Annotated in this window: 20 protein-coding genes; 2 read left to right on the plus strand and 18 right to left on the minus strand. The window is 28.8% G+C overall.

The annotated features are described in order from the left end of the window. Nucleotides 1-49: 49 nt before the first annotated feature. The 9 genes from OM90_RS03730 to OM90_RS03770 form a co-directional block, all read right to left on the minus strand. Entirely contained in the window at nt 50-829 is a 780-nt protein-coding gene (locus tag OM90_RS03730) for a ribonuclease HII (protein ID WP_058485545.1), read from the minus strand. Then, a complete protein-coding gene (gene ylqF / locus OM90_RS03735; protein ID WP_058485546.1) occupies nt 822-1,691 on the minus strand; it encodes a ribosome biogenesis GTPase YlqF in 870 nt (289 codons plus the stop codon). The genes OM90_RS03730 and ylqF overlap by 8 nt, the downstream gene beginning before the upstream one ends. 32 nt (nt 1,692-1,723) lie before the next feature. After that, complete coding sequence (gene lepB / locus OM90_RS03740; RefSeq protein WP_058485547.1) at nt 1,724-2,260, minus strand: signal peptidase I; 537 nt, start codon at nt 2,258-2,260, stop codon at nt 1,724-1,726. An 18-nt stretch (nt 2,261-2,278) separates the two neighbouring features. Beyond that, nucleotides 2,279-2,821, minus strand: a complete 543-nt coding sequence (gene lepB, locus OM90_RS03745; protein ID WP_058485548.1) for a signal peptidase I — start codon at nt 2,819-2,821, stop codon at nt 2,279-2,281. Nucleotides 2,822-2,846: 25 nt separating this feature from the next. Then, nucleotides 2,847-3,371: a signal peptidase I gene (gene lepB, locus OM90_RS03750; RefSeq protein WP_058485549.1), complete on the minus strand. Its 525-nt coding sequence runs from the start codon at nt 3,369-3,371 to the stop codon at nt 2,847-2,849. A gap of 48 nt (nt 3,372-3,419) precedes the next feature. Next, nucleotides 3,420-3,764 carry a 50S ribosomal protein L19 gene (rplS, locus tag OM90_RS03755; protein WP_058485550.1) on the minus strand — a complete coding sequence of 115 codons (345 nt, stop codon included), beginning with the start codon at nt 3,762-3,764 and terminating at the stop codon, nt 3,420-3,422. Nucleotides 3,765-3,919: 155 nt separating this feature from the next. Beyond that, entirely contained in the window at nt 3,920-5,785 is a 1,866-nt protein-coding gene (locus tag OM90_RS03760; RefSeq protein ID WP_058485551.1) for a CotH kinase family protein, read from the minus strand. A gap of 37 nt (nt 5,786-5,822) precedes the next feature. After that, nucleotides 5,823-6,509 (minus strand): DUF4956 domain-containing protein, encoded by a 687-nt coding sequence (locus OM90_RS03765; RefSeq protein ID WP_058485552.1) that lies wholly within the window; start codon nt 6,507-6,509, stop codon nt 5,823-5,825. Nucleotides 6,510-6,536: 27 nt separating this feature from the next. Next, the gene (locus tag OM90_RS03770) at nt 6,537-7,214 is read right to left on the minus strand and encodes a polyphosphate polymerase domain-containing protein (RefSeq protein WP_330381821.1); all 678 of its coding nucleotides are present in this window, start codon (nt 7,212-7,214) and stop codon (nt 6,537-6,539) included. A 120-nt stretch (nt 7,215-7,334) separates the two neighbouring features. On the opposite strand from OM90_RS03770, the gene OM90_RS03775 reads away from it, so the two are divergent. Together OM90_RS03775 and OM90_RS03780 are read left to right on the plus strand one after the other, a co-directional pair. Then, nucleotides 7,335-8,012 carry a response regulator transcription factor gene (locus tag OM90_RS03775; RefSeq protein WP_058485554.1) on the plus strand — a complete coding sequence of 226 codons (678 nt, stop codon included), beginning with the start codon at nt 7,335-7,337 and terminating at the stop codon, nt 8,010-8,012. Beyond that, entirely contained in the window at nt 8,013-9,287 is a 1,275-nt protein-coding gene (locus OM90_RS03780; protein ID WP_058485555.1) for a sensor histidine kinase, read from the plus strand. A gap of 103 nt (nt 9,288-9,390) precedes the next feature. Here the strand turns inward: OM90_RS03780 and OM90_RS03785 are convergent, their stop codons facing one another. The 9 genes from OM90_RS03785 to feoB all read right to left on the minus strand — a co-directional run bounded on the left by OM90_RS03785 (nt 9,391) and on the right by feoB (nt 20,512). Next, on the minus strand, nt 9,391-10,452 hold the full coding sequence (locus tag OM90_RS03785; RefSeq protein ID WP_058485556.1) for an NAD(P)-dependent alcohol dehydrogenase: 1,062 nt from the start codon (nt 10,450-10,452) through the stop codon (nt 9,391-9,393). Nucleotides 10,453-10,610: 158 nt separating this feature from the next. Then, the gene (gene gltA, locus OM90_RS03790) at nt 10,611-12,002 is read right to left on the minus strand and encodes an NADPH-dependent glutamate synthase (RefSeq protein WP_058485557.1); all 1,392 of its coding nucleotides are present in this window, start codon (nt 12,000-12,002) and stop codon (nt 10,611-10,613) included. Continuing rightward, a complete protein-coding gene (locus OM90_RS03795) occupies nt 11,995-12,828 on the minus strand; it encodes a sulfide/dihydroorotate dehydrogenase-like FAD/NAD-binding protein (RefSeq protein WP_058485558.1) in 834 nt (277 codons plus the stop codon). The genes gltA and OM90_RS03795 overlap by 8 nt, the downstream gene beginning before the upstream one ends. 230 nt (nt 12,829-13,058) lie before the next feature. Continuing rightward, a complete protein-coding gene (gene gdhA / locus OM90_RS03800) occupies nt 13,059-14,408 on the minus strand; it encodes an NADP-specific glutamate dehydrogenase (protein WP_058485559.1) in 1,350 nt (449 codons plus the stop codon). A 282-nt stretch (nt 14,409-14,690) separates the two neighbouring features. Further along, on the minus strand, nt 14,691-15,179 hold the full coding sequence (locus OM90_RS03805) for a QueT transporter family protein (RefSeq protein ID WP_058485560.1): 489 nt from the start codon (nt 15,177-15,179) through the stop codon (nt 14,691-14,693). Nucleotides 15,180-15,418: 239 nt separating this feature from the next. Then, on the minus strand, nt 15,419-16,789 hold the full coding sequence (locus tag OM90_RS03810) for a GH1 family beta-glucosidase (RefSeq protein ID WP_058485561.1): 1,371 nt from the start codon (nt 16,787-16,789) through the stop codon (nt 15,419-15,421). An 81-nt stretch (nt 16,790-16,870) separates the two neighbouring features. Then, complete coding sequence (locus OM90_RS03815) at nt 16,871-17,884, minus strand: LacI family DNA-binding transcriptional regulator (RefSeq protein WP_058485562.1); 1,014 nt, start codon at nt 17,882-17,884, stop codon at nt 16,871-16,873. 333 nt (nt 17,885-18,217) lie between these two features. Next, nucleotides 18,218-18,358: a FeoB-associated Cys-rich membrane protein gene (locus tag OM90_RS12340; RefSeq protein ID WP_084757955.1), complete on the minus strand. Its 141-nt coding sequence runs from the start codon at nt 18,356-18,358 to the stop codon at nt 18,218-18,220. A gap of 12 nt (nt 18,359-18,370) precedes the next feature. Continuing rightward, a complete protein-coding gene (feoB, locus tag OM90_RS03820) occupies nt 18,371-20,512 on the minus strand; it encodes a ferrous iron transport protein B (protein ID WP_058485563.1) in 2,142 nt (713 codons plus the stop codon). Between the last annotated feature and the right edge of the window lie 5 nt (nt 20,513-20,517).

Here is a 20,517-nt window from a genome sequence, read left to right on the forward strand (position 1 = left end):
GGATAGCACAAAATATAAATTAGAAAATTTTTTTGTATTTATCACAATTTCATAAGTTTAATATAATATTTTTAGTAAAGCTTCTTCTATGTATTGGACATAAGCCATTTTTTTTAATTGCATCAATATGACTTTTTGTGCCATATCCTTTATTTTTAATAAAATCATATTCTGGATAAAGTTCATGATAGGAGTCCATTAATCTATCCCTTGTTACTTTTGCTATAATACTTGCAGCTGCAATAGAAATACTTTTATTATCTCCTCCAACAATAGTCTGTTGTGGTATAGAAATATTAGGAATTTCATTATTTCCATCGACTAAAACAACTTGAGGTTTTTTATCTAGTTTATTTAATGCCATTTTCATAGCTTTATAAGTAGCTTGCAAAATATTAATTTCATCAATTGTTTGAGGATCAACTATTCCTATCCCTATTGATAAAGCTTCCTCTTGTATTATATCAAAAAGAATTTCTCTTTTGGCAATAGATAGTTTTTTAGAATCTTTAATCCCTATTATATTACAATCTTGAGGTAAAATTACAACTGCTGCTACAACTGGACCAGCTAAAGGGCCTCTCCCTACTTCATCTATTCCTCCCACCAAATTAAATCCTTTATTATAATATTGATTTTCATAATATTTTAGCTTCTTCAATCTATCTAACTCTTTACAATACGTCTTATATTTTTTTTCGTACTTTTTAACTAAATTCTGTACTCCTTTTCTAGAATCTATTCTTATTTTTTCTAAAATATTAGGAAGTTCCTCATAAGAAACTTCCTTTAATAAATTTTCCATAGATTTTATTGACATATTACTCATTTTTCTCTTCTATATCCTCCGGTATTTCAAATGTAATATTCCCTAATTTTCCAGATCTTAATTCATCTAATAATATTTGAGAAGTTCTATCGTAATCAACTTCTCCTCCTGAAATTAAAAAACCTCTTTTTAACCCTATTTCCTTCAAAAGTTCTGTAGAAGTTTTAAAAGAAATATCCGTTATTTTGTATCTGTTTTTTATATTATTGGGAAAATTTTTAGAAAGAAAATCTAAAAGTTTTAATGACAATGTCTGTATATCAAGTATTTCTTGTTTAATCGCTCCTGTAAAAGCTAATTTAATTCCTACATTAACATCTTCAAATTTAGGCCAAAGAATCCCAGGAGTATCTAATAATTCAAAATCCTTTTTTATTTTTATCCACTGTTTACCTTTAGTTATTCCTGGTCTGTCTCCAGTTTTTGCACTAGCTTTTCCTACTAATTTATTAATAAATGTAGACTTTCCTACATTAGGAATTCCTACTACCATAGCTCTAATCGGTCTAAAAATCCTTCCTCTTTTTTTATCTTTTTCTATTTTTTCTTTCAACATTTTTTTAGCTAAATCATATACAGTTGAAATTCCTTTTCCTGTAATAGAATTAATAACAACAACTCCATATCCTTGATTTTTAAACCAATCAACCCATTTAGATGTAACATTTTCATCTGCTAAATCACTTTTATTCATTACAATAATTCTTGGTTTATGTTTTGATAGCTCGTCAATATTTGGATTTTTGCTACTATAAGGAATTCTAGCATCTACTAATTCAATAATAATATCAACTAGTTTTAAATTTTCCATTATTAATTTCTTTGTTTTGGACATATGTCCAGGATACCACTGTATATTCATAATTTAATCACCATTCATTTATAATATATTATCTATTTAATAAATCCAAAAGATTTTAAAGGCCAAATTCTAAGACCTGCTTTAGCAAATATTTGCTCCCTTCTAATTGGTCCTATATATCTGCTATCTTGACTTATATTTCTATTATCTCCCATAACAAAATATGTTCCTTCAGGAATTTTATAAGGAAATTCTAAAATACCTTTAATATCTGTATCCATAGGACCATTTAAATAATCTTCTTCAAGGGGTTTATCATTAATGTATACTTTTCCATCTTTTAAATCAATTGTTTCTCCTGGAAGTCCTATGACTCTTTTAATAATATCTACATCATCATGAAATACAACAATATCTCCACGTTTTGGTTCATTAAAAAGATAATATAATTTATTTACGATAATATGATCATTAATTTGGATAGTTGGTATCATAGAACCTGTAGGAATAATTGTATGTGCCAAAACAAATTGTCTTATAAAAATAGCAATAATAATTGCTATTAAAATATCTTTTATCCAACTTATAACCTCATTTGTAATATTAAAATACTTATTATTTTTTTCCATATATCCACCTCCTAATATTTACTTTAAAAAACCTATTTTATTGAGAGGCCATATCCTAAAAAAAGCTTTTCCTGTAATTTTAGATATATGTACTAATCCAACTTCTTTATATCTACTATCTAAACTTAAATTTCTATTATCTCCCATAACAAAATAATTATCCTTTGGTATTATTATAGGAAATTCCATGTCTCCTATGTTTAATTCTTCCATAGGCTCAAGGATATAATTTTCTTCTATTTCTTTATCATTTATATATACTTTATTATTTTTTATATCTATTTTATCTCCTTCTGTTGCAATTATTCTTTTTATAAAATATTGAGGCGGATTATCAGAGTATTTAAAAGAAATAATATCTCCTTTTTTTGGTGAAAAAAAATTATAAATAAATTTATTTACAATAACAAAATTTCCATCTTGTAAAGTAGGATTCATAGAATCCCCCTTAACTTGGGTATTTTGAAAAATAAAAGTAGTAATAAATATTGTAATTAATAAAGCAATAAACATATCTTTAAGCCAATTATAAAGTTCTTTCATTATGTTATCTCTTTTCATATCCCATTCACTACTTATAAATAATTTATTTCACAATTCCAAATTTATTTAAAGGCCATATTCTCATAGTTGCATGTCCTATAATTTTCGATTTTTCAATAGTTCCTACGTCTTGATATCTACTATCCGAACTGTTATTTCTATTATCTCCCATAACAAAATATGTATTATCAGGAACTACAAACGGAAAAGAAATATCTCCTCTTTGTTGCATTGGTTCTAAAATATAATCTTCTTCTAAAGGATTACCATCAATAAAAACAACTCCATTTTTAATATCAATCGTTTCTCCAGGTAAACCGATAATTCTTTTTATATAATGTTTAGAAGGATCTCCTTTATAAGGAAATACAATAATTTCTCCTCTTTCAGGTTCAGTAAAATAATATTCAAATTTATTTATAATCAATATATCATTTTCTAACAAAGTAGGCTCCATAGAAGGACCAATCACTTTGGTATTTTCAAAAATAAAAGTTCTCACAAAAAAAACTATTATTATTACAATTATAATCTCTTTTATCATCCCCAAAAATTCAGCTTTTTTCATATACTACACCTCTTATATATACAAAAAGGGACCATGTAGTCCCCTTTTTTAAATAAGCTCTTTAACCTTTGCCGCCTTACCAACTCTAGAACGAAGATAATTTAATTTAGCTCTTCTTACTTTACCTTTTCTTATTACTTCAATTCTATCAATATTGGGAGAATGAAGTGGCCATGTTCTTTCAACACCAATACCATAAGATACACGTCTTACAGTAAAAGTTTCACGATTTCCTCCATTTTGTCTTTTAAGTACAATTCCTTCAAACATCTGAATTCTTTCACGATTTCCTTCTTTTACTTTTGCATATACACGAACAGTATCACCAACATTAAAAGGAGTAATGTCACTTCTTAATTGTTCTTGCTCAATTTCTTTAATAATTTGATTCATAAGTACCCTCCTTCCATCTTAGACGTTCATGCCTATTACTAATTCTAGACAGAGGACCGCCCGTACTCACAATTTAGAAGTATATCATATTATTAAATTAAATGCAACGATATTTTAATGTTTTCTATATTTATTTATAACTAATTTATTGGTTATTATTTGCTAGTGTATTTTTTCTTTTTAAATTTTAAAGCAAATACTAACCCTATAACAAGTACTATAACTGATATTAATGTAATTAATATTTCTAAATTATATGTTGGGGTGAAGTTAAGATTTAATTGATTATTTCTAGGGGATGTTTGAGGACCTCTATTCATATTTGGCATATCTTGTGAATTATCTAAACCTTCTCCTCTATTATTTGTTCTATTAGGTTTTCCTCCTCCTTTTCCCCCTGTTCCTCCTAATTTAGATAAATCAACAGTCGTATCAATATCTCCATATGTGGTAGATGGTTGTTCTCCAGAAAGTTGAGCTATTATACTCTTTGCTCTATCTTTGCCAAACTGGATTAAATGAGATAATGAACTAGTATATTCTTCATAAGAATAAAAAGCTGTAGCATCATTTTTAACATAATCTTTAATTAATTCATTTAATTGGTTTATTGTATTTTCATATTTCCCACTTTCAATATAATTTATAACAATATCACTTAAATATTGATGATATTTTTCTTTATATTCATCTACTTCTAAAAGTTTAGAAATAAGAGGGCTATTTTCCATACTATCTACTACAGGAGTATCTATAGGGAAATTAATAGCAGTTTTTGCATCTTCTACTTGAAATCCTGCAAACGCTAGATTGAAATCCCAAGGTAATATTTGGAAACGACCGTTTTCTTCATATAAATAATAATTATGTTTCATACTGCTAGCATAACTATCAAGGTTTACTAAAAAAGTATTTACTGCAAAATACCTTAATACCTCATCAACATCAATATATTCTTCAAGATTAGTTCCTTCATTTAAATTTCGTATCATATCAACAACTTTTTGATAATCACTCTCATTGGTAGTTTTTAATACGGCGTTATTAAATATATTTTCATAACTTGATAAGTCATCATCTATATATACTAAATTAGTTCCTCCACTACTTGTTCTATTTTCTGAATTACCTGGAATTATATTCTCTTCCATAGGTCTTGCATCATTGTCTATTATTCCATTTTCTATAGGATCTCTTACCTCATCTCCTACAAGATTTTCATCTTCTATAGGATTTCTTATTTCATTTCTTCTTACAGGATCCCTTACATTAATATCTTCTGCAATTTCCATATTAGGGGGTTGTGGCATTTCATTTAAATTCTCATTATTATTATTTAAATTAAAATTCTGTCTTGGAGGCATGTCTCCTCCTCCTTGATTCCTATCTTGTCCCCCTTCTGGTTTGTATAAATTTCCATCTATACTACCATAATAACGTTCTAAAAAACTTTCTTCTATTGTTTCAACAGCAAGATAAAGACCCCATGGTTCTCCATTTATCGTTATATTAGCAAATGCATAAGCAGGAGTTGGTATCTCCATTTCTTCAAACATACTATAAGATATATATTCTTTCATATATGTTGTATCTTGTATCATATTATTAAGAGCTAATTTTTCTAATCCATATAAAGTTTGTCCTTCAATATATTGATCAAAATCAATTTTAAAACTATAACGATCAGTAGTAGGATCTGACTCTACCATATTAAGACTAGAATTCCCTTTTGCTCTTATTCCAACATTATTAAAAGTTTCACCATTTATAGTTATATCAGCAACTACGTATTCTTCCTGTGCAGCATTTTCTAATAGCCAATTCCAATTTTCTTCATCAATTTCAATATTAATTTGTGTAACTTGATCTTTATCAAATACTTTATTTATATAATCCGGTTGATCAATTTCTGTATTATTTGATAAATTACTAGGTGTAAATATATAAATTCCAGTTACTATTATTGTAGTTATTATTATTAGTATAATAGATATTGGCCCAATATATTTTTCTTTAATCAAGGTTTTCACCTTCTTTCATTGGCATTTATTAATATTATTAACCTGCATACTCTCCATTATAACTTACAAGAACTACATTATTAATTCCTGATATCTTACTTATTTGATTTACAAATTCACTTGTTTGATCTTTTAATCTTATTTCTATAGTTAATTCTGTTCCATTGCTTGAAGATACGGTTTTAGATTTAACTACATGTTTTTTAACACTTTTACTAACTAAATCTATGGCTTTTTGTTCGCTTTCATCATTATCACAATTAATAACAAGTATATATGGGTTATCGATACTTTTCTTATTTATAAATAATATTAAAATAACCCCAATTAAAACCGACCCTAAAACAGCAAGAGGAATTAATCCTGCTCCAAGTACAATCCCTACACTAATTGACCAAAAAAGAAAAGCTATATCGATTGGTTCTTTAATTGCACTTCTAAAACGTACAATAGATAATGCTCCAACCATACCTAAAGATAATACTACATTTGATGTAACAGCTAAAATAACAAATGTAGATATTAATGTAAGAGTCATAAGAGATACTCCAAAACTTTGAGAATACATAACTCCTTTAAAAGTCTTTTTATACACTGTCATAATAAAAAGTCCTATTACAAATGCAAGAGTTAATGCAATAGCCATATCTAAAAAAGAAAAAGCAGATAAATTATCAATAAAACTTGATTTAAATATATCATTAAAAGTAAATGTATTGTTCATATTTATCCCTCCATAAAAATATAATTTTTAATTATATGCTCTACATAATACATATTTTGAAATTGATGAATTTCTACGTTCATTAGTTTGAATTACATCAGATATAATTTCAGGTAAAAATTCATCAAATTTTACCTCTAAAATTATATACCTATTATCTAAACTTTCTATTGTAGGTAAATTATTATCAAACATATCAGTTGAGGTTATCCCTGTTTTTATTGATTTATCAAAAGTTATTCTTACATTTCCTACCTCAAACACATATGCTTCTCTAATATAATCTACTATAGTTTTGGGCCTTAAAACTTCTGTTTTCATTTTTACATAAAGTTCTTTAAATAGCATATGCTCTGATTCTTTAAGAAAATCAATATCTCCTTTAAGAATTTTTTCACATTGTTCCTTTGTTATAGGAGCACTAACTTTATGGCAAAGCCCATTTATTTTACTCTTTTTTTCAAGTTTTATAAAAGAAGCATCATTATTATAAAAACGTATACGAAATTTACTTCTTTTATTAACTCCTGTTAGTTTTTCTATAAGAGCTTTGTCTTTATAATTATCAAAATAAAGACTTCTTATCATATATTCTCCATTTTTATCTGCATTCTTATCTTGAGATGCAACATGCTTAATACGATTTTTGATTATCAAATAATCAGCTTTATTTATATAATACTTTAATTCATGCCTTAGTTTCATTTTTCTCACCTCCTTTAACCTTTCGTATATGTATTTTAATATATAAATCTTAAATTAATCTTAAAAATTCAAGACTATTTTAAGATTCCTATGATAAAATAACTTCAGGAGGTGTGATATATGCGTATTTTAATTATAGAAGATGAAAAAAAATTAGCTGAAGCAATTAAACACATACTTGTAAAGAATAAATATATTGTTGATATGGTACATGATGGTATATCAGGTTTAGATTATGGGTTAACTGGAATATATGATATCATTATATTGGATATCATGTTACCTGAAATGAATGGATTAGATGTTTTAAAGGAATTACGTAAAAATAAAATATTTACACCTATAATATTACTTACAGCCAAAGATGAAATACAAGATAAAGTTAGAGGATTAGATTATGGGGCTGATGACTATCTTACAAAACCTTTTTCCATAGATGAGCTACTTGCTAGAATAAGAGCTTTGAGTAGACGTCGTGGAGATATTATTGTAGATGATATTATTGAAATAGAAGATATAAAATTAAATCTTTCAACATATGAACTTATTTGCGGTAATAAATCTGTTAAACTTAGTTTAAAAGAATGTCATATTATTGAATTTTTAATAAAAAGAAAAGGACAAGTTGTAAGTAAAGAAGAAATCTTAGAAAAAATATGGGGATTTGATTCTGATGCAGAATATAATAATGTTGAAGTATATATTTCATTTTTAAGAAAAAAGTTAGCATATCTTCACTCTAGAATAAATATAAAAACTCTTCGTGGAATAGGTTACAGTATTGAAGGGAGTATATAAATGATTAAAAAACTAAAAATAAAATTTGTTGCCATAAATATGTTTCTTCTTTTTTTAGTACTTATTAGTGTTTTCTTTAGTATATATTTTTTCATGTATTATGGTGTAGAAAGACAATCTATTAGGCTTATGAATGAACTTGCAAGAAATGATGGCAATTTACCAAAACCAAAACTTCCTATAGAGCCTAACAATAAAAATACAAATGATACACTATCACTTCCAAATGATAATATGCTAATTTTAAATAGTTTTTCAGTAAAACTTAATGAACAAGGAGAAATATTAGAAATTCTTTCAAATTTTAATATGGAAGATAATATGGAAAATATAGAAATAGCATTAAAAGAAGTATTTGATCAAAATAAAGATAACGGAATAATTAAAACTAATGATGTTCAACTTCGTTTTTTAACAATGCAAAAAACTTATGGACAAATTATAGTTTTTTTGAATCGTTCCTTTGAAATATCAACACTTAATAGATTAATTATGACTTTGCTTATTATTGGAATTATGAGTATTATAGGTCTATTCATTATTAGTTTATATTTTGCCAACTGGGCAATTAAACCCGTTGAAATAGTATGGGAAAAACAAAAACAATTTATTACAGACGCATCCCATGAATTAAAAACTCCTTTAACTATAATATCTACTAATGTAGATGCCATTTTGTCAAACCAAAATGAAACTGTTAAAAGTCAATCTAAATGGCTAAGATATATAAAATCTGAAACAGAAAGAATGTCAAAATTAATACACAACTTACTTTATATGGCAAAAATTGATCACAGTATTGACATTATTAATTGGAAAAAATTTAATCTTAGTGATGCTGTAATGAGTGAAGTTCTTCCATTTGAATCAGTTGTATTTGAAACAGGTAAAAAATTAAATATAGAAATAGACCCTGATATATATTTCATAGGTAATGAAGAAGAAATTAAACAACTTACATTAATATTACTTGATAATGCTGTTAAACATACTAATAATAATGGACAAATCGATATCTTTTTAAAATTATTTAAAAATCAGAATAAAATAAAATTATCTGTATCTAATACAGGGAAAGGAATTCCTGCAGAACATGTTGACAAAATTTTTGATAGATTTTATAGAATAGATAAATCTCGAAATAGAAATACTGGTGGGTACGGATTAGGTTTATCAATAGCAAAAGTTATTGTTGAACAGCATAAAGGTAAAATATCTGTTAAAAGCATAAAAAATGAAAAAACCACATTTGAAGTATTATTACCATATGTTTAAATAATATAAAAATCTATGATTAAATAAAAAACTCCTTTCTGTATATAATTATAAAACCAGAAAGGAGTTTTTTATATTGACTTTATATTTTGTATTAATTAATTTAATCTTCACAAATTACTACAGGCTTAATTAAATCTGCTGGTTTATCTTTCATTAACATTAAAGCTTCTTCAATATGTTCAAATCCTTTAAAAACATGTGTAACTAATTTACTAGTGTCTAATTTTCCTGTTACCATTAATGAAGCTAATTTTTCCATTTTTAATCTTCCACCTGGAGTAAGTCCTCCTACGATTTGTTTATGTCCCATACCTACTCCCCACTCAACTCTTGGAATTTTAATAAATTCACCTTCACCAAGATAGTTTATATTACCAATTTTACCACCTGGTTTTAACATTGTTATAGCTTGAGCAAAAGTATCATTATTTCCACCTGCAATTATAACTTTATCCACGCCTTTTCCATTTGTTAGACTCATAACTTGTTCTACAATATCACCTTTTTTGTAGTTGATAATTTCTGTTGCACCATATTCCTTTGCAATTTTAACACAATTTGGTCTAGAACCCACTGCATATATATGAGAAGCTCCCATTAAATTTGCACCAGCTACTGCCATAAGTCCTACAGGTCCTATTCCTATGACTACTACACTATCTCCTAATCTAATATCTGCCATTTCTGCTCCATGAAAACCTGTAACAACCATATCAGACAACATAACTGCATCCTGTGGTTTGATACCCTCTGGTAAAAGTGCTAAATTTGCATCTGCTTCATTTACATGAAAATATTCTGCAAAAACTCCATCTTTAAAATTTGAAAATTTCCAACCTGATAACATACCACCTGAGTGTTGTGAATACCCTGATTGAGCTTCTAATGATCCCCAATCTGGTGTAATTGCAGGCACTATAACTTTATCTCCTGGTTTAAAATCTTTTACATGGGAACCAACTTCAACTATTTCCCCAACTGCTTCATGACCTAAAATCATATTATGTCTTTCACCAATAGCTCCTGACCATACAGTATGAATATCTGAAGTACATGGTGCTATTGCAAGAGGCCTAACTATTGCATCTAATGGACCTGCTACAGGCTTGTCTTTTTCTATCCAACCTACTTTACCAATTTCTAACATCGCAAAACCTTTCATAACAATAATCTCCTTTACTTTATATTTTATATTTCTTTATATTACATATAATAAATTAAACTAATTATATGTAATTTATTTACTTAATTTTAAATCTATAGCTTTAGCCGCCTTTTTACCTGCTCCCATAGCTAAAATAACAGTAGCTGCTCCAGTTACTACATCTCCTCCAGCATAAACATTTTCTTTANTTTAGCCGCCTTTTTACCTGCTCCCATAGCTAAAATAACAGTAGCTGCTCCAGTTACTACATCTCCTCCAGCATAAACATTTTCTTTACTAGTATGCATGGTTTCTTCTTCTACTATTATTCCTCCCCAGCTATGAGTTTTTAGACCTTTGGTAGTTTGTCTAATAAGTGGATTTGGACTTTGTCCAATAGCAACAATTATTGTATCCATATCCATTACAAAATTACTTCCTTTTATCTCAACAGGTCTTCTTCTTCCTGATTCGTCTGCTTCTCCTAATTCCATATTCACACATTCTATACCTTTAACCCATCCATCTTCTCCTAATATTTTCTTAGGATTTGTAAGCAATTTAAATATTATTCCTTCTTCTTTTGCATGATGAATTTCTTCTTTTCTTGCTGGCAATTCTTCTTCTCCACGGCGATAAATAATATAAACTTCTTCTGCTCCTAAACGTTTTGCTGTTCTAGCAGCATCCATTGCAACATTTCCTCCACCTATTACAGCTACCTTTTTACCAATCTTTATAGGTGTTGGATTATTAGGAAAATCATAAGCTTTCATTAGATTAACCCTTGTTAAAAATTCATTGGCTGCGTAAACTCCATTTAAATTTTCTCCTTCTATTCCCATAAATTTGGGAAGACCAGCTCCACTTCCTATAAATACAGCACTATATCCTTCTTCAAGAAGTTCATCAATAGTAATAGAACGCCCTACTACTACATTTTTATTTATTTTTACTCCTAAATCTATTATTGTTTGAATTTCTTTTTCTACTAAACTTTTTGGAAGACGAAATTCTGGTATACCGTACATTAAAACTCCGCCTAAAGCATGAAGAGCTTCGAATATTGTAACTTCATATCCTAATTTTGCTAAATCTCCAGCACAGGTAAGTCCTGCAGGACCTCCTCCTACTACTGCTACTTTTATTCCATTCTTTTCTATCTTCATTTGTTTTCTTTCTGTATTTTGCATATGATAATCTGCAACAAATCTTTCTAATCTTCCTATTCCTACTGGTTCTCCTTTTATTCCTCTAACACATTTCCCTTCACATTGATTTTCTTGAGGGCACACTCTTCCACAAATGGCAGGTAAATTATTTTCCTTTGTAATTATTTCATAGGCTTTTTCAAAATTTCCCTCTGCTACTTCCTTAATAAATTCTGGTATAGGTACATTAACAGGACATCCACTTACACAAGGCTTATGTTTACAGTTAAGACATCTTGTAGCTTCTTCTATTGCTTGTTCTTTTGTATATCCTAGTGCTACTTCATTAAAATTTTTATTTCTTATATTAGGGTCTTGTTCTGGCATAGCCACCTTTTTTAAACTCATATTAGGCATTTTCTTTCCCTCCTAGTCCAATACGACAAGCATGCTCTTCCTCTTTATACATTCCTTGTCTTCTTATACACTCGTCAAAATCTACTAAAAATCCATCAAAATCCGGACCATCAACACAAGCAAATTTTATTTCTCCTCCTACTGTTACTCTGCATCCTCCACACATCCCTGTCCCATCTATCATAATAGGATTTAAGGATACTGATGTAGGAATATTCTTTGGTTTTGTAACATCTACTACCGCTTTCATCATTACAAGGGGACCTATTGCAATAACTTCATCATATTCTTTTCCTTCATTTAACAAATCAACTAAAACATCTGTTACAAATCCCTTTTTCCCTTTTGTCCCGTCATTAGTTGCATAATAAACATTACTGCATATTTCTTTAAATTCTTTATCTAAAATTATGAACTCTTCACTTCTTCCTCCTAGGATTACATCTACTTCTACTCCCATTTCTTTTAACTTTCTAATTTGGGGATATAGAGGTGCTGCTCCAACTCCCCCTCCAATTCCTAGTACTCTTTTATGTTTTTTAAGGTCTGTTGGTCTTCCTAGAGGACCTACAAAATCTGCAATACTATCTCCTACTTCTTTTTCACTTAACAGTTTTGTAGAATATCCCACCACTTGATATATAATGGTTACACTTCCTTCTTCCCTATTGTAATCTGCAATAGTTAGAGGTATTCTTTCTCCATCTTCATTTACACGAAGTATGATAAATTGACCCGGTTCACATTTTCGTGCTACAAAAGGAGCATGAACTACCATAAGTTCCACGGTCTTATTTAATTTTCTCTTATCTAATATTTTATACATNGTTCACATTTTCGTGCTACAAAAGGAGCATGAACTACCATAAGTTCCACGGTCTTATTTAATTTTCTCTTATCTAATATTTTATACATCTTTTCATCCCCTTTTACTAAATAAAATATATTCAAATCAATGTATTTTTAATTTTTATTTAAGTATAACAAGAGAAGTTCTACTAATTATATAGAACTTCTCTTATTGTAACATACTTTATTAAATTTAAGAAATAATTTTTAATACGCTACTCCATGAGCAAGCATTGTTTCTGCTACTTTTAAAAATCCAGCAATATTAGCTCCTACTACAAAATTGTTTTCATGTCCATATTCTTTTGCTGCTTCACTTGTATTTTTATAAATATTTTTCATAATATTTTTTAATTTTTCATCTACTTCTTCAAAACTCCAAGAATATCTTAAACTATTTTGACTCATTTCTAAACCAGAAACTGCTACTCCTCCTGCATTAGCTGCTTTTGCTGGCCCAAATAAAACTCCATTATTTAAAAATACTTCTATAGCTTCTGGAGTAGATGGCATATTAGCTCCTTCTGCCACAGCAATACATCCATTTTTAACTAGTGTCTTAGCCGCTTCGCCGTCTAACTCATTTTGTGTTGCACATGGAAGAGCTATATCACAAGGAATAGTCCATATTCCAGAACTTCCTTCATGATATTCTGCATTTTGATGATAATTTACATATTCTTTTATTCTTTTTCTTTCTACTTCTTTAATTTTCTTTACTGTATCTAATTTAATTCCTTCTTTATCATAAATATATCCATTAGAATCACTAAGAGCAACTACTTTAGCTCCTAATTGTTGTGCTTTTTCTGCAGCATAAATTGCCACATTTCCAGACCCAGAAATTACTACTGTCTTTCCTTCAAAGGAATCTCCTTTAGCATTTAACATTTCTTGTGTGAAATAACAGCAACCATATCCTGTTGCTTCTTTACGAACTAAACTTCCTCCATAAGTTAATCCTTTTCCTGTTAAAGTTCCTGTAAATTCATTTCTAAGTCTTTTATATTGTCCGTACATATACCCTATTTCTCTAGCTCCAACTCCCATATCTCCAGCTGGAACATCTGTATCCGGTCCTATATGTCTAAAAAGCTCTGTCATAAAACTTTGGCAAAAGCGCATAACTTCTCCATCAGATTTACCCTTAGGATCAAAATCGCTTCCACCTTTGCCTCCCCCCATTGGAAGACCTGTTAAAGAATTTTTAAATATTTGTTCAAATCCTAAAAACTTAATAACTCCAAGGTTTACAGAAGGATGAAATCTAAGACCTCCTTTATAAGGTCCTATAGCACTATTAAACTGTACTCTAAACCCTCTGTTTACTTGTACCTTACCATTATCATCAACCCAAGGTACTCTAAACATAATAACTCTTTCTGGTTCTACAATCCTATCAATTATACCAGCTTCTACATACTCAGGATGCTTCTCAATAACTGGTTCAAAAGATTGTAGCACCTCTTTTACTGCTTGGTGAAATTCTGGCTCTGCCGGATTTTTGGCAATCACCTTGTCCATAATTCCTTGTAAATACGCATTTTTACACTCCATTGTGTAATTCCTCCCCTAATATCTTATGTAATCTGATATTGTTTAAATTAATTGTAAACAATTATCAGTTAACAGCAATATTTTAACACATAACTTTCAATTTTCAAACATAATTTATAATAATTTTTTTTAAATTTTATTATATTTTTATCTATTCTAAAATGATTTGTTCCAAATTTATCCATCTCTAAATAAATTATTAAAATGAAGCATTTAATATTTTAAAATTCAAAGGTTATAATAAAATAAGGAATATATAAAAATATATTCCTTATTTTCATTTTATTTAAATATATAATTTTTATATTTATCTATTATCAACATTAAAGGATATCCTAATCCATAACATGCAATAAGTTGTCCTAATCCAACTCCTCCCATAAATACGAAAAGAGTTGTATTAACTTTTATATTTCCAAAAGTCCCATAATAAATCAAAAAACCTACTATAACAGCATTTACTATAATAGGCGGAATGGGAACTAATATTTTTTTCGGCATTTTATAAGATAAAAAAGCTGCTATTAAAGTAGCTAAACTACCAAACACTATATCTACCATACCAAATTTGCTTACAAAAATATTAGATAATAAACACCCTATAAATAATCCCGGAATTGCTGCAGGAGTATAAAATGGTAATACCGTTAAAGCTTCTGATATTCTCACCTGCAAATAATCCGTACTAATTACTGCAAATGGCAACGTAAGCACTACATAAATTGCAGCAATAAGTGCTGATTGCACCAAAAATAAAATTTTCTTATTCATTTAAAATTCCCCCTTAGTTTTGTTTATAGTCAGGATGGTTTCGAACTGACTTTAAGTAGTAATATAACATATTTATTATGTAAAAAAAAGCGTTTTTTAATATTTTAAAAAATAAATGCCTAAATTAAAAAAGGAGGATGGGAAAATAAATATTCCAACCCCCCTTAAGACTATAGATTATAATTTTTTTACAAATATTAAATTTAATCTACTCTTTTTTATAAACAATAATTTTATCTCTAAAATTTATTTTCTTTACATACTTTTTTATACCAATAATAAGATTCTTTAGGTATTCTTTCTCCTGTTTCAAAATCAACATATACTAAACCAAAACGTTCTTTATAACCTTCAGCCCATTCAAAATTATCAAGAAATGACCAATGGAAATACCCTTCTACTGGTATTCCTTCGTCATAGGCTTTCTTAAGCTCTAATAAATATCTTTGTAAGAAGTCAATACGTGCCTGATCATAAATTTTTCCATCAAGAGCTACCCAATCCTTATTTGAAAGACCATTTTCAGTTATATAAATTGGTTTTTTATAACGTTCATAAGTAAATTTTGGTCCCCAGTATAAAGCTTCTGGAGATACTTTCCAATTAAATCCTGTTACTGCATGCCCTTCTTTTAATTTAGAAATTTTTATTCCTTTTTTAGCTTTTTCTACCCTTACTCCTTGATAAATATTTAATCCAATAAAATCTATATCAGTAGAAATAATTTCTAAATCCTTTTTTAATTGTTCTTCTTTAGGTAGGTATTCTCTAAAATCTTCTATTAACCAATTAGGATATTTACCAAGTAATATAGGATCATACCAGTAGTCATTATCAAATATAAAATTATGATTGGGATTTTTCTCCGAACTTAAATATCCATTAAACATCATCTCTTTTGCTGCTTCAATATCAGCCTCACTAAATGTATTAGGAATATTCACATAATTTACAAATGCAAATCCTACTTTAGCATCTTTTCTTCCATATTTTCTTATAGCTCTAACTGCTTTTCCATGGGCTAAGAGAGTATTATGAATCATTTGAATAATATCATAAACACTATATCTATGTCCTGGAGCATGTTCCCCTGTATAATATCCTAACCCAATAAAACATTGAGGCTCATTTAATGTCATCCAATATCGAACTTTACTTCCCAATCTTTTTAAAACTACTGTTACATATTCTTCAAACCAATTAGAAGATTTTGGATTTAACCATTGCCCTCTTTTATATAATTCATAGGGATAGTCCCAATGAAATAAGGTAATATATGGTTCAATTCCTGCTTCTATTAAAGCATCTACCAATTTTTCATAATATTCTAATCCTTTTTCATTAATTTCTCCTATACCATTTGGAAGAACTCTTGGCCAAGATATAGAAAATCTATATGCCTTTACTCCTAGTTCTTTTAATAATTTAACATCTTCATCTATTCTATGATAGGAATCACAAGCAAAATCTCCTGTGTTTCCATCATAAACCCTACCAGGTTCTTTACAAAACATATCCCATATAGAAAGTCCTTTACCATCTTCATAAGCTCCTCCTTCTATTTGATAAGAAGCAGTAGCTACTCCCCATACAAAGTCTTTTTTAAACATATTAATCCTCCTATTTTCAAGTATTTTTTACTACTAAACACATAAACTTGAAATTATTTTGTCTTAACTTTTTTAATAAAATTATTTTATTATTTTTGCACAAGACTTTCCTTTAATTAACTCTACATCCACATATATATCTTTTTTAGTAAAATCCTTTGTTTCAATAATTTCTATAAGTCTTTTAGCAGCAGATTTTCCAATTAACTTTGTATTTTGCTTAATAGTAGTTAATCTTGGGTATACCATCTCTCCAAGTTCTATACCGTCAAAGCCTGCTACAGATATATCCTTGGGTATTTTATATCCCAATTCTTTAATTACCTTTATTCCTCCTACAGCTGCATAATCATCAGAAAAAATAATAGCTGTTGGAATATGGTCCCTTTTTAGAATTTCAAAAACCTTATCTTGAGTTGTTTTTCTATCATAATACATTCCTTCTACTAAATTATTATTATTTAAAATTATATTATTTTTCCTAAGGGTATCTTTAAACCCCTTAACTCTAGCACCTGTAACATAATCATTTATAGTTCCATGTATATAAACAATCTCTCGATGTCCTAAATCAATTAGATATTGTGTCAAAAGCTCCATTCCTCTATAATTTTTAGAAAACACTCCACTTACATTACTATAATTATAATCAATAACAACAACAGGAATAGAACTATTAATAAGTTCTAAAATTTGTTTATTCTTATAATCAAAGCTTGTTATAATAACTCCATCACATCTTCTTCTTCTTACATATTCAAGAAAAGAAAGTTTATCTTTGCCTATCTTCCTTGAAACAAATGTTAAATCATATCCTGCTGCTTCAGCATATTCTTTAAAACTTTGAAGAATTTCTGCAAAAAAATAATGTGTTATTCCTTTATCTGTTTCTACCTCAAAAAGAACTCCTATATTCCAAGTTTTTTTCTTAGTAAGAAATTGAGCCTGAGAATTCGGGATATATCCCATCTCTTTTGCTGTTTTTATAATTTTTTCTTTTGTCTTAGGGTTTACATCTGGATAATTATTTAAAGCTTTAGATACTGTTGCACTTGAACATCCAACCTTCTTTGCAATATCATATATAGTAATCATATAAGCTACCTTCTTTCGAAATCGATTTCGTTTTTTTGTAAAAAATTATACTATACTTTTCCATTAATATGCAATAAATTATTTTTTCGAAACCGTTTTCGAAAGAATTTAAAAAAATAATTTTACACTTTTTAATAATATATATTTCCGAAATCGATTTCGTAGTCATATATTATCATATTTTTTTGTACATGTAAATATATATCTGATAAAATTTATTATCTTTTTTATAAATTTATTATCTCTCCATAATTCAAAATAAAAAGAAGCACTTGCTATACAGAAATTCCAAGTGCTTCTTTTATATAATATTAAGAGGAGAACATGCTTAAATCACTTACCACATTGACTTCCATGAGGACAACTTGAACATCCACTATGGCAACTATCTCCACTTTTATGCTCCTTATATGTTCTATATCCAGCCCAAATCAGTGATGCTAAAACTATACTTCCTATAATCCATGTTGCCATATTATCATCTCCTTAAACACTTACTTTATTTGCATTATAAATTTCCCTTCTACTACTATTATATGGTCTAAATAATAAGTAGAAGAATAATAATGCTAGAATAATGGCCACAATTGTTCCTATTCCAAATCCATTTCTTGTTATAAGTTTACCTAATTGATATATTATAAGGGATATTACATAAGCAAATCCTGTCTGATACCCGACAGCAATAAGGGTCCATTTTCCACTACCCATTTCTCTTCTAATAGCTCCAATAGCTGCAAAACAAGGAGCACAAAGAAGATTGAAAACTAAAAATGAATATGCAGAAACTTGTGTAAAGGAAGCTTGAAGAGCAGCCCAAATTTCCATTCCATCTTCCGCCACTTCTTCAAAACCGTATAAAATTCCAAAGGTTCCTACAACATTTTCTTTAGCGATTAATCCTGTTATAGTAGCTACTGCCGCTTTCCAATCTCCCCATCCAAGAGGACTAAATATTGGAGCAATTATATTACCAAGGGAAGCTAATATAGATTCTGAAGTATCTACCATTTTCATAGACCAACTAAAGGAACTTAAAAACCATACTAAAGCACTAGCAAGAAAAATAATGGTTCCAGCTTTTTTAACAAAGGATTTTCCCCTATCCCACATATGGGTTAATACTCCTTTAATCCCTGGGATATGATATGCTGGTAGTTCCATAACAAATGGTGCAGGTTCTCCTGCAAAACTATCAAACTTCTTTAAAATAATTCCTGAGGAAATAATAGCTCCCATTCCTACAAAATATGCTGATGGAGCTACCCAAGTAGATTCTGGAAATAATGCTCCCGCAATTAGAGCAATAATGGGTAATTTTGCAGAACAAGGTATAAATGTAGTAGTTATAATTGTCATTTTACGGTCTCTTTCGTTTTCAATAGTACGAGAAGCCATTACTCCTGGAACTCCACAACCTGTTCCAATAAGTATAGGAATAAAAGATTTACCTGAAAGACCAAACTTACGGAAAATCCTATCCATTATAAAAGCTACACGTGCCATATATCCACTATCTTCTAAAATGGCTAAACAAAAGAATAATACTAGCATTTGAGGTAAAAATCCTAAAACTGCACCTACTCCTGCTATAATTCCATCAAGAATAAGAGAAGTAAGCCAAGGAGCAGTACCTACAGAATTTAAAAAACCTTCTACTGCAGGAGGAATAATTTCTCCAAACAAAGCATCATTAACCCAATCCGTACCCCATGCACCTACAGTAGATATAGATAAATAGTATACAAGAAACATTACTAAAGCAAAAATAGGAAGAGCTAAAAATCTATTAGTAACTATTCTATCAATTTTATCTGATGTAGTCATATTAGTATTGTTTCTTCTATGTACGGATTTCTTAACAATACCACTTATATAATTATAACGTTCATTAGTTATGATACTTTCACTATCATCATCTAATGCTTCTTCACATTTTACGATAACTTCTTCTATTTTCTGCATAATATTATCAGATAAGTTCAACTGTTCTAAAACTTTTTCATCTCTTTCAAATACCTTTATACTAAACCAATAAAGATTATCATTATCAATTTCATTTTGAATAATATCTTTAATATCGCTTATAGCTTTTTCCACTTCCTTAGAAAAAACAAGTTTAGATTCCACCTTTTTATGTTGTTTAGCTAATTCTATAGCTTTTTTAGCTGCTTCTATACATCCTTCTCCTTTAAGAGCAGATGTTTCAACTATTTCACAACCTAAATCTTTACTGAGTTTTTCAATATCAATTTTATCTCCATTTTTTCTAATAATATCTGTCATATTAAGAGCTATAACCATAGGAATGCCTATTTCAATTAACTGTGTTGTAAGATAAAGATTTCTTTCAATATTAGTACTATCTACAATATTTATAATTGCATCTGGCTTTTCCTTAATAAGATAATTTCTTGAAATTACTTCCTCTAAAGTATATGGAGATAAAGAATAAATTCCAGGTAAATCGATAATATTAACTTCTTTATGCCCTTTTAATCTTCCCTCCTTTTTTTCAACTGTTACTCCAGGCCAGTTCCCTACATACTGAGAACTTCCTGTTAAGTTATTAAACATAGTAGTTTTTCCACTATTAGGATTACCCACAAGAGCAATATTCATCATAATCCTCC

The organism is Defluviitalea phaphyphila (assembly GCF_001466305.1).
GTDB lineage: Bacteria > Bacillota > Clostridia > Lachnospirales > Defluviitaleaceae > Defluviitalea_A > Defluviitalea_A phaphyphila.

Coding starts and splice junctions, on each gene's coding strand:
- OM90_RS03730 (WP_058485545.1), bottom strand. CDS start 829: ATGAGTAATATGTCAATAAAATCTATGGAAAATTTATTAAAGGAAGTT.
- ylqF (WP_058485546.1), bottom strand. CDS start 1,691: ATGAATATACAGTGGTATCCTGGACATATGTCCAAAACAAAGAAATTA.
- lepB (WP_058485547.1), bottom strand. CDS start 2,260: ATGGAAAAAAATAATAAGTATTTTAATATTACAAATGAGGTTATAAGT.
- lepB (WP_058485548.1), bottom strand. CDS start 2,821: ATGAAAAGAGATAACATAATGAAAGAACTTTATAATTGGCTTAAAGAT.
- lepB (WP_058485549.1), bottom strand. CDS start 3,371: ATGAAAAAAGCTGAATTTTTGGGGATGATAAAAGAGATTATAATTGTA.
- rplS (WP_058485550.1), bottom strand. CDS start 3,764: ATGAATCAAATTATTAAAGAAATTGAGCAAGAACAATTAAGAAGTGAC.
- OM90_RS03765 (WP_058485552.1), bottom strand. CDS start 6,509: ATGAACAATACATTTACTTTTAATGATATATTTAAATCAAGTTTTATT.
- OM90_RS03770 (WP_330381821.1), bottom strand. CDS start 7,214: ATGAAACTAAGGCATGAATTAAAGTATTATATAAATAAAGCTGATTAT.
- OM90_RS03775 (WP_058485554.1), top strand. CDS start 7,335: ATGCGTATTTTAATTATAGAAGATGAAAAAAAATTAGCTGAAGCAATT.
- OM90_RS03780 (WP_058485555.1), top strand. CDS start 8,013: ATGATTAAAAAACTAAAAATAAAATTTGTTGCCATAAATATGTTTCTT.
- OM90_RS03785 (WP_058485556.1), bottom strand. CDS start 10,452: ATGAAAGGTTTTGCGATGTTAGAAATTGGTAAAGTAGGTTGGATAGAA.
- OM90_RS03795 (WP_058485558.1), bottom strand. CDS start 12,828: ATGTATAAAATATTAGATAAGAGAAAATTAAATAAGACCGTGGAACTT.
- gdhA (WP_058485559.1), bottom strand. CDS start 14,408: ATGGAGTGTAAAAATGCGTATTTACAAGGAATTATGGACAAGGTGATT.
- OM90_RS03805 (WP_058485560.1), bottom strand. CDS start 15,179: ATGAATAAGAAAATTTTATTTTTGGTGCAATCAGCACTTATTGCTGCA.
- OM90_RS03810 (WP_058485561.1), bottom strand. CDS start 16,789: ATGTTTAAAAAAGACTTTGTATGGGGAGTAGCTACTGCTTCTTATCAA.
- OM90_RS03815 (WP_058485562.1), bottom strand. CDS start 17,884: ATGATTACTATATATGATATTGCAAAGAAGGTTGGATGTTCAAGTGCA.
- OM90_RS12340 (WP_084757955.1), bottom strand. CDS start 18,358: ATGGCAACATGGATTATAGGAAGTATAGTTTTAGCATCACTGATTTGG.